The sequence below is a fragment of the Mycobacteroides sp. PCS013 genome, assembly GCF_049532645.1.
Taxonomy (GTDB): Bacteria; Actinomycetota; Actinomycetes; order Mycobacteriales; family Mycobacteriaceae; genus Mycobacterium; species Mycobacterium gwanakae.
On sequence record NZ_CP150131.1, the window covers coordinates 3,288,697 to 3,301,587 of the forward strand.

11 protein-coding genes are annotated in these 12,891 nt (G+C 63.3%); 7 read left to right on the forward strand and 4 right to left on the reverse strand.

Annotated elements, in window-relative coordinates; all coding sequences use genetic code 11:
• Window positions 1-222: 222 nt before the first annotated feature.
• The gene (locus RHO23_RS16540) at window positions 223-1,554 is read left to right on the forward strand and encodes a cytochrome P450 (RefSeq protein ID WP_423489244.1); all 1,332 of its coding nucleotides are present in this window, start codon (window positions 223-225) and stop codon (window positions 1,552-1,554) included.
• On the opposite strand, the gene RHO23_RS16545 is transcribed toward RHO23_RS16540, so the two are convergent.
• Entirely contained in the window at window positions 1,541-2,014 is a 474-nt protein-coding gene (locus RHO23_RS16545; RefSeq protein ID WP_070942080.1) for a nitroreductase family deazaflavin-dependent oxidoreductase, read from the reverse strand. The two genes, RHO23_RS16540 and RHO23_RS16545, sit on opposite strands and share 14 nt — an antisense overlap.
• Window positions 2,015-2,230: 216 nt before the next feature.
• On the opposite strand from RHO23_RS16545, the gene RHO23_RS16550 reads away from it, so the two are divergent.
• Both RHO23_RS16550 and RHO23_RS16555 read left to right on the forward strand, forming a co-directional pair.
• Window positions 2,231-3,616, forward strand: a complete 1,386-nt coding sequence (locus RHO23_RS16550) for a wax ester/triacylglycerol synthase family O-acyltransferase (protein ID WP_070915510.1) — start codon at window positions 2,231-2,233, stop codon at window positions 3,614-3,616.
• Window positions 3,613-5,787 (forward strand): aminotransferase class III-fold pyridoxal phosphate-dependent enzyme, encoded by a 2,175-nt coding sequence (locus RHO23_RS16555; RefSeq protein WP_423488054.1) that lies wholly within the window; start codon window positions 3,613-3,615, stop codon window positions 5,785-5,787. The genes RHO23_RS16550 and RHO23_RS16555 overlap by 4 nt, the downstream gene beginning before the upstream one ends.
• A 5-nt stretch (window positions 5,788-5,792) precedes the next feature.
• Here the strand turns inward: RHO23_RS16555 and RHO23_RS16560 are convergent, their stop codons facing one another.
• Window positions 5,793-6,737, reverse strand: coding sequence for an SDR family NAD(P)-dependent oxidoreductase (locus tag RHO23_RS16560; protein WP_423488055.1), 945 nt, complete (start codon window positions 6,735-6,737; stop codon window positions 5,793-5,795).
• A gap of 51 nt (window positions 6,738-6,788) precedes the next feature.
• On the opposite strand from RHO23_RS16560, the gene RHO23_RS16565 reads away from it, so the two are divergent.
• The 3 genes from RHO23_RS16565 to RHO23_RS16575 are packed head-to-tail and all read left to right on the forward strand — an operon-like array spanning window position 6,789 to window position 10,712.
• Entirely contained in the window at window positions 6,789-8,258 is a 1,470-nt protein-coding gene (locus RHO23_RS16565; protein ID WP_064409586.1) for a flavin-containing monooxygenase, read from the forward strand.
• 17 nt (window positions 8,259-8,275) lie between these two features.
• On the forward strand, window positions 8,276-9,535 hold the full coding sequence (locus RHO23_RS16570; protein ID WP_070923009.1) for a sulfotransferase family protein: 1,260 nt from the start codon (window positions 8,276-8,278) through the stop codon (window positions 9,533-9,535).
• A gap of 10 nt (window positions 9,536-9,545) precedes the next feature.
• Complete coding sequence (locus tag RHO23_RS16575) at window positions 9,546-10,712, forward strand: hypothetical protein (protein WP_070921384.1); 1,167 nt, start codon at window positions 9,546-9,548, stop codon at window positions 10,710-10,712.
• Between the two features lie 26 nt (window positions 10,713-10,738).
• On the opposite strand, the gene RHO23_RS16580 is transcribed toward RHO23_RS16575, so the two are convergent.
• Entirely contained in the window at window positions 10,739-11,050 is a 312-nt protein-coding gene (locus RHO23_RS16580) for a DUF4229 domain-containing protein (RefSeq protein ID WP_030096528.1), read from the reverse strand.
• A 76-nt stretch (window positions 11,051-11,126) separates the two neighbouring features.
• Between RHO23_RS16580 and RHO23_RS16585 the strand changes: the two genes are divergently transcribed.
• A complete protein-coding gene (locus RHO23_RS16585; protein WP_109394862.1) occupies window positions 11,127-11,288 on the forward strand; it encodes a hypothetical protein in 162 nt (53 codons plus the stop codon).
• Window positions 11,289-11,322: 34 nt separating this feature from the next.
• On the opposite strand, the gene RHO23_RS16590 is transcribed toward RHO23_RS16585, so the two are convergent.
• Window positions 11,323-12,708 carry a MinD/ParA family ATP-binding protein gene (locus tag RHO23_RS16590; protein ID WP_057964934.1) on the reverse strand — a complete coding sequence of 462 codons (1,386 nt, stop codon included), beginning with the start codon at window positions 12,706-12,708 and terminating at the stop codon, window positions 11,323-11,325.
• Between the last annotated feature and the right edge of the window lie 183 nt (window positions 12,709-12,891).

Genomic DNA, 12,891 nt, shown 5'->3' on the forward strand with positions numbered 1-12,891 from the left:
CGGGACGGGGTGGCGATTGCCTCTTGCTCGGGGCCTGGGCATATCAGGGTTATCGATTGCCCAGACAGAAATTAGGACACGTTCTAGTGTGAGAACTTGTTCGAGAAACAGGCCTTTGATCGCTCATCCGGTCAAACACCTTGGGGGTGGAAATTGACACAAGCGGCCAGCGTTCCGTGCGCCGAGTCGGCCACGACCTACGTCAGTCCTCCGGGCCTGCGCGTGGCCCGGATGTTGTCCAGGCTGCCCAGGTTGGGAGACACCGTTGGGTTGATGTTGGATCCCACCTTCTACCTGTTCGAGAAATATCTGCGACATGGCCCGGTCTTCACGGTCAAGACGCCCTATCAGACGTACACGGCGCTAGCCGGAGCCGACGCCGCCACCTTCATGAGCAGTAAGGAAGGGCGCGAGTGCCTGACGGTCGGCAGCTCATGGCGTTTCGTCGAGGAGCAGTTCGGCGGCAGAGACTCATTGGTCGCCGTGGACGGACCCCAGCACAAACAGTGGCGCACGCTGCTGCAGCGCGGTTATTCACGCGAGGCCATCGCAGGCCGATACGCGGAGGCCGTAGACGTGATCGACGATGCCGTCGACAAGCATTGGAAGCCGGGGCAGTCGGTACCGGTCCTGCCGGCAATGCAGAAGTTATCCATCGCACAGGTCGGCACGTTCGTAGGCGGCGTCCGGCCGACCGACAACGACATCGAAGATATCGCGCTCGTAACCCGCGATATCCTGAAGATCGCGCCAGTACAACATATTCCGAAGTTCATGCTGCGCCTGCCGCGCTACGTCAACGCACGGTCACGCATGGTCAGCGTGGCACAGTCGGCCATAGCCCTGGCGCGAGGCACTCAAGCGGGCGAAGGACCGTCCAGGTCCGCCCTACTGGACGACATCCTCGAATCCTGCGCCGACGATCCCGACGCAACCAACCAGCGCAATATGCTGTTCCACTCGGTCTTGCCCTACTTCGCGGGAGTTGAAACAACCTCGGCAACAGCAACATACGCGCTCTACCTGATCCTCAAACACCCGACGGTCTTGGCCAGGATCCAGCGCGAAGTGGACGCCATGTTTGCCGCAGGCGACATCACCCATGACGGCTTGTTCCACGCGACCCCAGTACTGCACGGTGCCGTGATGGAGGCGATGCGGCTACACCCCATAGCCTCCTTCATCATTCGCGTGGCAGCACAGGATTTCGAGTTCCACGGGCACCGCATCAGACGCGGGGAAGGGGTGTTTGTCGGCACCACCGTCCCGCACTTCCTCAGTGAGTTCTACCCCGACCCGATGAGATTCGACGTCGACCGCTATGGCGACTCGGTGGGACCTAACCGCACACCCGGTGCCTATTCCCCCTTCGGACGCGGGCCGCACATGTGCGTGGGCAAGGGGCTGGCCGAATCGTTGATGCAGCTGATGCTTGCGCGCATCATCCACCGCCGCGCTTTGGAACCCAGTTCTCCGTCTTACCGGCTCTCCAACCGGGTATCGTCGAGCTCGCCGTCCCCGAAGTTCGCTGTCCGCGTGGTTAGTTCACGCTGACGATGCGGTCGTCCAATCTGAAGACACGAGGCTGGCGTTGCGACTTGCGCTCGACGTCGGCGTGGTACGGAGACAGCTGCAAGATGCGGGCCCAGATCACGTCGCGGTCGGCCCCTTGTAAAGGTTCGGCCATGCAGGCCCGCTCGCTACCACCGATGTTCACTCGGCATGCGGGCCGTTTCATCAGCCAGGACGACCAGAGTGGATGTTTCGGCCGTGACCAGTTGGTACCAACCACATACACCGCTCCGTCGATCATCAAGTACTGCAGGGGCACAACCACTTCCTCTCCGCGGCCATTGGTGACCAACAAGGTCAACGACGGAATCCGCGAGACGGCGGTGATGGTCCACCGGCCACCCGCGAGCCGGTACAGCACCCGGTCCGCGATGACTGAAGACCGCCGGATCGGCGCCGCCAGATTGTGGTGCCCCACTGACAGCACCGCCTTGCGGATCACCCCCACAAGCCCGCCCCGCTCCTGCCATGCCTCCGCCGATGTGTCGATGTCAACCTCCCCGGTCCAGGTACCCGAACAATGCCATGACGATAGCGCTCGACGATGGCGCGGCAAGCTGAATCTGATCGATGACCCTGATCTGAAACCAGCGATCACAAATCCCGAGAACGTTGTGACCGAAGCGAATTCCGCTCCCGACCGATAGGAAGAACCGAGATGGAACAGCTCACCGGATACGATGCAAGCTTCCTCTACCTTGAGACACCCACGCACTACCACCAGGGTTACGGTGTCGTCATCCTCGACACATCAACCATGGCGGACGGTTACAGCTTTGGAGCGGTGCGGGACTGGCTGAGTTCGCGAGTCGCCGAGATTCCCACCTATACCGAGAGAGCCCACGACCCCTGGTACAACCTCGGCCATCCCTTTTGGGTTGCCGACAGCTCGTTCGACCTGGATCGCCATGTGCACCGTGTCGTGCTCCCGTCGCCCGGCACCGACGCGCAGCTCGCCCAGCGCTGCTCCGAAATCGCCTCACTCCCCCTCGATCAGCGGTACCCGTTGTGGGAAATCTGGGTGCTGGAGGGCATGAGCAATGGGAACGTGGCGATTCTGATCAAGCGCCACAACGCGAGTCTCGACGGCGTTCGAGGCAACTCGCAGCTGGGCCAGCTGTGCGGCAATGAAGCCACCGAGTTGGCGGTAGTCCGCGATGCCGGGCCGATCGAGCCTCTCGCCCTCATGTTAGGTGGCTTACGCACCCTGGCCGGTAAGCCGGTCAAGATGGCCAAGATGCTTGCCGAGAACATCAGGTCACGCCGCCAGGGGGATACCCCGGAGCTTCCGCCCGGAGTCCCCGAGCCCATGTCGGCGCCACGCACTTCGTTCAACACCACGCTGACCTCCAATCGCAACCTGGCATGGATAAGCCTTCCGATCGCCGACGTGCTGCGGGTGAAAAGAAGGCTGGACGTGAAGCTGAACGACGTCATGCTCGCGCTGACCGCGACCGTGATACGCAAGTACCTCATCGAACGCGATGAACTCCCGGACCTACCACTGCGCGCCTTCGTCCCGGTCTCGGTTCACGATAAGCCCGGCCAGCACGGCCGAAACCGCACCACTGGTCTGCTGACCAGCCTGCAGACCCGCACCGACGACCCTGTGCAGCGAGCGCGAGAGATCGCCTCCATCACCGACGCGGCCAAGGTGCATGCCGAGGCACTGGGCCCCGGACGGATCCACGACTGGTTCGACTTCAGCGCACGGTACTGGGGTCTGTTGTTCCGCGCCTATTCTCGCCTGCGGATGGCTGATCGGCACAAGGTGATGCAGAACCTCGTGCTGTCGAATATTGGTGGGCGCCACACAGATCTGTATTTCGCCGGAGCGAAAGTGTCCGGTTTCTATCCCTTCGGGGCACCCTTCGACGGCGGTGCGCTGTTCGTCACGGTTGCCTCTCACGACGACCGGCTCAACGTGGGCCTGATCGCGTGCCCCGAGATAATCCCTGCGCTCGCCGACATCGCCGCAGGGTACAAAGAAGCGCTCTCCGAATTGTCGGAGGCCCTGGATACCGCCGAGGCCATGTCCAAATGAGCGGCCAGGGTGAGGCAGAGACCGCGCTGAATGCCGATAGGTACCGCGCCGCGACCCAGGACACAATCGGCACACTGATCGAACTCAACAGATCCAAACGCCCCAACATTCTCGTCGCGGGGCTGGCGATCACAGCAGAGAGCGCCCAGGCCGGATATCTCATCAGTGAATTGCTCTCTACTGGAACGGATTACGTCACCTATTTCGGGAACTCGCTGGAAGAGGCATTGTCGGGGGCCATTCGATTGATCCGCCACACCAGCAAGGTGACCGGCGATCGACACAGCGAGAGCTGGATTCTGGTTGCGGACCGCGACGAAAGGCTGCGGCGGTACTTCGATCCCCTCGGTGAAGGCGCGGGCGAGGGGATGACACGCCACGTGAGATTCGTGTCCTCCCCCGCAGAGGCGCTGGCGGAGCTTCCAAAACGGGCATGGTCAGGGCTGGTGGTCCTCGATCCCGATGGCGAGACCGCCGATCTACTGTCGACAGCGCAGCACCACAACATGATCCGGGTAGTAGCGGAGAGCCGTCCCCTGGGTGTCGCCGAGGCCAGCAGACCCGCCGACGGTGACGTCTTCGTCTTCGGCGAGAACCTCACCGATTTCCAGGCCCCGTTCGGCTCCTATTCGATGTCGCAACAAGCGTATCGCGTCTGGAACAACCCACTTGACGCCATGGCGCAGACATCGACGTTCGCCGCGAACGCCACTGCCTTGACCCTCGTGATCGAAACTCTGCGCCGCCATGGGTATGTCAGCGATCTGCAGGAAACGGTTCTCGCCGACATCCATACATCACGGCGGGTACGTAACGACCATTTCCGCCAGTTCTCGAATCCATCCGCAGCCAATCTGATGGAGGCCTTCGGTCTCGATTTCGACTTATCGGAAGCCGATGGCGCGCGGATCCTATTGCGGGACGGAACAACACTGCTTGACTGCGCACTGGGTAACGGCGCCAACCTACGCGGGCATAATCCCCCGGATCTCACACAGCTACTCGCGGACCACGATGAGCGCGCGGACTACACCACACTGTTGTCCGAGTTATTGTGTGCGGTAAGCGGTTTCGACGAGGTACTGCCAGCGGTCAGCGGGGCCACGAGCGTGGAAGCCGCCCTGTCTCTGGCACGGCTCGCACGTCCCGACAAACCGCGCATCGTCACTTTCCGGGGCAACTTCTCCGGCAAGACCATCTCTACCCTCAATGTCAGTCGCTACGGACCGCAGCGTTCTGCCAGCATCGACGGCGCGTTCGAACCGTACTACCCGGACGTGGTGTTCATCGATCCCTTCGGCGCCCAGGCGGCCCAGGAACTCACCCAGGCCCTGGAGCATCCGGATGTGGGTCTGGTGTGGTGTGAACTGATCCAAGGGATGTCCTGCCGTGCGATACCTCCCGAGTTGCTGCACATAATTACCGATGCCAGGCAACGTCGCGGCTTTCTCGTCGGTATCGACGAGGTGCTCACCGGCGTGTGGCGCAGCGCCGAGACATTCTTGCTTCAACAAACCTGGATGCCCGGCGTCGTGGACATCGTCACCATTGCCAAACCCCTGTCGGACATGATGTTTCCCATGGCGGCTGCGCTGGCGACGTCGACAGTGGTCGACGCTGCGCGCGAAACAAATGCCCGTGCCGTATCCGATCTACAGGGCCGGTACCGAAACAACCTCGGTGCGCACATTGCCTGGCACGCTCTGCGCAGTGTCGACACCCCGGAGTTGCACACCCAGCGCCGAGCCGAACGCGCCACCCTCGTCGAGGGCCTACGCCGTCTGGCAGCCAGGTCGCCGCTGTACCAGTCGGTGGAGGGCTACGGCACGCATCTACGCCTCATCGTAGATCCGCGGTACTTCCCGTTCCAGGAGAACGGCCTGATGGGGGAATTACTGGGCCAGGCCATGGAAGACCTGATTCTGCGGCGCTGCAAGGTGATCCTGGGACGCGGCCGCTTCTTCCCCCCACTATTCCCTCCTTCAGGGACGATGGCGGAGGCCGTCGAGCGGCTGGAACGCGGATTCGACGGCGTCACTCCGCTCACGGTGTACGCGACGCTGGTGCGCTGTCTCGCGGGTCTCACCACCTTCATGGTGAAAAGACAGCTCCAGCGGCTGGTACCCGGCTCGACCCCGGCTCGGGGCGCCAGGATGGGCCGGGCCACGTGAGCGGCTCAGTCCGATGGCGGGCAGCCGGCCTCAAACCACCATGGGGCCACCAAACCGGCAGTGATGCCGGCGATTTCATTGGTCTCGTGATACAGCACCCGTGCGGCCTCTGTCGAACTCGCGGTGGGCCATGGCAGATAGCGGTCAATCTTCGCGTAAGCGAGACCGGGCGCGGTGTCACCGCGCGTCAGGAATTCATGCAACCAACCGGCAGAACGCTCGGGCGTGCTGAAGCCCTCCGAATTCTCGAATCTGGTGAGTATCGAGCGGAACAGCCAGCGGGACAAGCCATTCATATTCCTGGTGATGCCGGTGGTCGGCATGATCCCCGGATCGTAGGAGAGCACCGCGTAGTCGTCCGGGACTCGCTCGGAGTAGGCGCGGCACAGTTCCACCGTTCCCCTCTTACTGGTCACATACGCCTGCGGCCCGCCAAGCGCACCGGGCAGACATGCCTGGGCCAGCGGAAGGCCGGAGGGCTCGGGGAGCCCGGTCCACCAGCGCCGACGATCGTGAGCGCCGGAACCCACAAACACAACTCGCGCCTCGGCGTCCAGGGATGGCGACAACAACGCCAGGAGCAGATGCGGCGCTATCAGATTGGTGACCATGGTGCTGTCGAGACCACCGTATGCAGATCCCGGCCGACGTCCCGGATGAATCCCGGCGTTGAGCACCACCGAACCGATCGGCCCGAGGTCTCCGGCGCGCACCGCATTGTTGAGCTCAGCCGCGGCCTCCCGAACACTCTCCAGCACCGCCAGATCGCACACCACGTAGTGCACGTCATCCGCCCCGAAACGACCGATCAACTCGGCTCGGCGTCTTTCATTGCGGCACAACATAACCAGCCGATACGAGCCGGAGACAGAGAGGAGCTGCGCAAGTGCTGACCCAAGCCCGGAGGTGGCACCCGTCAGGATCAGCGATCTATTGCCGGTTCGCCGCATAGTTCAGGAATATACGTCCATAATCATCTCGAATCAGGCAGGGAGACCCAAGTGAGCTTCGAACACGAGCAAGCTGTCGACGTCCTCGTCGTGGGTGCCGGTATCGCCGGAATCAGTGCGGCATGGCATTTCGCCAACCATTGCCCATCATTGAACGTCGCAGTGCTGGAGAGCCGTTCGGAGATAGGTGGCACGTGGAGCCTGTTCCGTTACCCCGGCGTGCGCTGCGACTCGGACATGTACACACTCAGCTTCTCCTTCGCGCCGTGGACCGGGCGGGAGGCGATCGTGGACGGTGGCACCATCCTGCGGTATCTGAAAGACGTAGTCGCCAAGGAGAATCTCGAGCCGCTCATCCGATTCAATCACGGCGTACGCGAGGCCCGATGGTCGTCGGAGACCGCCAAGTGGACGCTGGCAGTCGACACTCCAGACGGTCCACGAACCATGACTTGTTCGTTTCTGATGGTGTGCACCGGCTATTACCGCTACGACGGCGGATACCTGCCGGAGTTTCCCGGCATCGAAGACTTCCACGGCCCTGTGGTGCATCCCCAGGAGTGGCCCGAAGATCTCGCCCTCAAAGACAAAAGGGTCGCCCTCATCGGCAGCGGTGCGACCGCGATGACCCTCGCACCGCGACTGGCCGAGGAAGCCCGACATGTCAGCGTGGTGCAACGCTCCCCGAGCTACGTCGTGAGCCGCCCGCAGCGTGATCGCTTCGCCAACCTGCTCTTGCGCTGCCTCCCCGACAGTCTGGCGTTACAGATCATCCGCGCCAAGAACATCTCCCTGATGACACTCTCCCTCTATCTCGCCCGCCGGGTTCCAGAACGCATGGGCGAGGCCATCATCGATCGCGCGAAACGCGAACTCCCGCCAGGCTATGACAGCGATACCCATTTCCGGCCGCGTTACAAGATCTGGGACAACCGGTTGTGCCTGATCCTCGACGGCAACCTGTTCGAATCGATCGGACGCGGGGACCTCAGCATGGTGACCGGGGAGATCGAAAGGTTCACCAAGACCGGACTCGTCCTCACCTCCGGCGAGCAGGTGTCTGCTGATGTCGTGGTGGCGGCCACCGGATTCCATATGCGGCTGTTCGGCGGTATCGAGTTCTACCGCGACAACGAGCCCATCGACTTCAGCAGCACGGTCTGCTACAAGGGGATGATGCTCGACGGTGTACCGAATTTCGCCTTCACCGTCGGATATCAGGCCGCGAGCTACACGCTCAAGGCGGACATCGTGTCACGGTATGTCAGCAGGCTGCTCGACTATCTCCACTCCCACCGGATTTCCTCGGTGACACCGCATCTCGACGACGATTCGGTGTCCCTGGAGCCGTTCACGGGATATCGCCCGGGTTATGTGGAACGTGTGCTGTCCGACCTGCCACGCCAGGGCTCGCGGCCGCCCTGGCGGCTGAGCATGAACTACTACCGGGACATGTGGATGGCGCGCGCGCAACCGGTCCAGGATGACAACCTCCGGTTCTCGCAAAGCGTTGCGCAATAGGATAATTGGACCAGGCAATGACGACACCGGCGTTCCGAGTCACACGTCCGTGGCCGATCCGCATGCTCAATCACGCCGGACGACCGCTTGCCAGGATCGGGGCGGCCCCGCGGCTGGACACGCAGCACCTGCGGGCCGCGGCAAGCCGCGCCGCCGGACTGCCGTGGATACCCGACGACTATCTCGACACCGCACTGGATGTTCTCGTGGCTTCGCTGCGCGACGAGGCGGAGCTCAGTTTTCTGGGCCGAAAGATGGTGCAAGTGCGACTCGTCGGGATGCTCAGCACGCGTCTGCGCTTGCGGGCACTGATCAGGAAACATCCCGAGATAGCGGAGCTGCGGGTTGAGCCGCCGATAGTCATCGTCGGCCTGCAGCGGACCGGAACCACCCTGCTGCACAGGCTGCTCGCTGCCGACCCGGCAGCAGGATCGATGAGATCATGGGAGGGCGCCCAGCCGCTCCCCCACCCAGACGAGCCCACCGGCGCCGCTCATCTGCGAATAGCCAAGGCCGCCAAGGACGAGGCGTCGTTGCGGTATCTGGCACCGCAGTTTTTCGCCATCCATTCGGTAGAGGCGGAGGCCCCCGAGGAGGATGTACTGCTGCTCGATTTCGCGCTGCACAGCCAGATGCCGGAGGTGATGTTCCATGTCCCGTCGTACGCGAGCTGGCTTGCCGCACAGAACATGCAACCCGCATACGAGCTGCATCGACTGCTTCTGCAGGTGCTCCAGTGGCAGCAACCCCGGGGCCGATGGGTACTCAAAACTCCTGCGCACCTTGAACATCTAGACGTACTACTGCGGGTCTACCCGGATGCGGTGGTGGTCTGGACACACCGGGATCCGGCACAGACCACCGCTTCGTCGTCAAGCATGCTGGCGCACTACCAGGCGTTGTTCAGCGACCACGTGGACCATCACCGGCTCTCCCGGTACTGGCTCGGCAAGAACGCGCAGATCATCGACCGCGCGATCACCGTTCGCGGCAACCATCCTGAATCGTTTGTCGACATCAATTACCCTGAGCTACTGAATGATCCGATGAGTTCGGTGCAGCGTATCCATGACGCTGCCGGGCGCCCGCTCTCTGATGCGGCGGTCGCGGCCATGCAGACGTCGTTGCGCACGAACGGACAGCACAAGCACGGTGAGCACCGATACAGTCTCGAACAATTCGGACTGACGACAGAAGAAGTGGACGACGCATACCAACGGTACGTAGAGCACTTCTCGATCGAGCGCGAAAGTGGTGGCGTGCGTGAGCGCCTATGATTTCGACGGCGTGGTGACACAACCTTTCACCGATGCGATCGCCGAAGCCGAGCGGCTGGTCACCACCGCGCCTCATATCGAATCGGAATCGGACCTCCTTGAAGGCCTCGACTACCTCGCCGGGAGTATCGCCGCCTCTGTGCACCTGGTCTTCAACTTCAGTGCAGAGCATCCGATGCTGCTCAGCGGCACAGGGCCATTCACCAAAATGGGGCTCGATAATCCGGACTTTCTGTACTTCGCCACGCAGGTCGACGGACGCCATGACTACGTGCTCAGCGGTACTCGCGGCAGCACTGTCGACCTCAACTTCCAGTTGCTCGACAGTGACTACACCGACACCGAAGTGCCGGGCAGCGTCACCGCCTTCGACGATCGCGACCTGGTAATCGCCGAGGACGGCAGCTATCGCGTGAGCATCGGTGCGACGCCAATCGCGGACTGCCACAAACACATCCCCATCGCGGCGCGCCCGGCGCAGCTGATCGTCCGAGAGGCGTACAACGACTGGTCCGAAAGACGGGGGACGGTGGTGATCAGCCGTGCCGACACCATCGGCTCGGGAGCGGTGCCGCTCACCAAGGATTTCATTGCCGGCAGATACATGGGTGCCGGGCTGCACTTGGTGAACCGGGTAAAGACGTGGCTGCAGTTTCCCCAGTGGTTCTACATGAACAACCCCGCCAATGTCTTCGAACCACCGCGCATCACTCCGGGAGGGCTGGCCACCCAGTTCTCGTCGGTGGGCTACTTCGAACTCGAACCTCACCAGGCTCTCGTCGTGACCGTGCCGAAATCCGAAGCGCCCTACCAAGGTTTCCAGGTGGGCAGCATGTGGTACGTGTCGCTGGACTACACCAATCATCAGACGTCCCTGAACGCGGGGCAATCGCATGTGGACCCCGACGGCATGATCCGGCTGGTGATCAGCGACCAGAACCCCGGTGTCTCCAACTGGATCGAGACCGTGGGACACCGGCGCGGGTTCCTGAAGTTCCGCTGGCAGCGGACGGACCGCCCCATCCTCGACGAGGACGGCCCCCGCGCCGAAGTGGTGGATTTTGACCGCCTCCCGGCTACCTTGCCGTTCTACGCAGATGGCGCAATATCGGAGCAGCAGTGGCGCAACCGCATCGCCGCACGACAGACGGCGGTGGCGGCGCGGATGTTGGGATAATGCGCCACAGTGGCTGCCCGGTGTCTTTAGGAGGAGTCCTTCGGCTTTTCGCCACGCAGCCGCGCCTGCAGATCCGCACGGTCGGCCCTGCGCCGCTCGTCGACCACGGCGATGCTGGCAGTCACCCGGCGACGCAGTGGCGCGAATACCGCCATGCCCAGCGGCAGCGCGATGATCAGCGCGAATAGGATCGCGATGGCCAGTGGGAAGTCCTCGTACCCGATGAGCCGGGCCACCCAGAAGATGACGAGCGTCAGGATGACCGCGAGCCCCAACCGCGCCAGGGTGTACACCGCGATATCGATAGCGAGCCGGCTCCCCGGCGACCGTTCAGCCACGTCACCACCCTATCGCTGCGCCGTACACCGACCTTGGCCGCGCGTATATTCGGAGGTAGTTGTTCAGGAGGATCTTGTGTATTACGTGCTCATCGCGGTCGTACTCGGCGCACTGGTCTACGCCGGATGGCGGATCAGCCAATCGGTGCCCGCCCGTCCGCAGACCCGCGTGACCGGCCCCGACGACGACCCGGACTTCCTTTGGCGCATCAGCAAGGACGGCCCGTCCGAACACTGACGCCGCGCGGCCTGCCGCCGCAGGATTCCAGGGACTAGCCCTGGAACGTCTGCTGCTGGCGCTGTGTGCCGGTGAACCCTTGCGCCACGACGGCGGCCAGCTCGATGAGCGAACGACGCGTCGCGGGCCGCAACCGGTCCAGGCTGATCTCGGCGCCCTCTTCCAGGTGCGGATCGAACGGCACCAACCGCACGGCACGGCACCGCCGCGAGAAGTGATCGACGACCTTCTGCATATCGACCTTGCCCGAACGCGGACGCACCGCGTTGATCACCGCAACGGAGCGGCGCACCAGCTCGCGATGCCCATGCGCATCGAGCCAGTCCAGGGTCGCCGAGGCGCTACGGGCACCGTCGACCGAGCCGGAACTGATAACCACGAGAGTGTCGGCCTGTTCCAGCACCGAAGACATCGCCGAGTGCATGAGTCCGGTGCCGCAGTCCGTGAGCACCACGCTGTAGAAGCGCTCAAGAATCTCCAGTGTGCGTGCGTAGTCCTCGGCGCTGAACGCCTCGGAGACCGCCGGGTCGCTTTCGGATGCGAGCACCTCCAGGCGGCTCGGCCCCTGCGAGGTGTAACTGCGGACATCGCTGTAGCGCTGGATGGAATTAGCGTCCCGCAGCAGGTGACGCACCGTCGCCGGAGTCTCCAGCGGCACCTTCTGGCTCAGCGTGCCGCGGTCCGGGTTCGCGTCGACGGCGATGACGCGGTCACCGCGAATAGAGGCGAAGGTCGCGCCGAGGGTCGCGGTGACGGTGGTCTTACCGACGCCTCCCTTAAGGCTCAGCAGCGCGATCTTGTAGCAGCCCTGCAGCGGCTGGTTCACCTGGGCGACGAGGTCGTTTTCCTCGGTCTTCTTGGTGCCCTCGCCGAGGTTGATCGTCCCGAACGACGCCCGGTAGACGGTCTTGCGCCAGCCCGCGGACGGCGCCGGTTTATGGGGGCGCAGCAGTGCCGAGGTGGACAAGTCGCGCGAGGAAGGCGGCAACTCGGGCCGAATCTGGCCGCCGATGCCGGTCTGCTGGCCGCCCACCGGGGTGTAGTAGCGAGAACCACCGAGGGGAGGCTGCTGAGCTTGCTGAGGAATACCCGAGGCAGGGGTGTCACTGGCCCAGCGATCCGCCGTGAAGGGCGTCGACTGCGCGGGTGACTCACCCGAATCGCTGAATCGATTGTCCGCACGGAAGCCGCCCGACGACCCGGCCGCACCGATCGCGGTGGGATCGGGGTTCTCCTGTCCACCGGACGGCGTGAAGTCCAGTGGCGCGAAGGAACCGCCGAGAGTGTTGAGCGATGGCACCGAGGGATCGTGGCCGAGGCCCGCAATGTCCTGCTGTGGCGCGAACGGATCCTGGTACGGCACCGCTTGGAACTGTTGCGTCATCTCATGCGGCTGCTGTGGCGAGCTCTGGCCGTACATCACCGGCTGCGCGGGCTCCTGTGCTGCCCAGGGCGGGGCCGTCGGTCCACCCTGCGCCTCGTCGGCGTAAGGCGACGGTCCATCCGGCGCGCGGTGCGCGGGATAGTCAGACATCGATCCCCCAATGCATTGGTTGGATGTGCAGCTCGGACACGGAGAGCCCGGAGCAACTGTTCAGAAGGA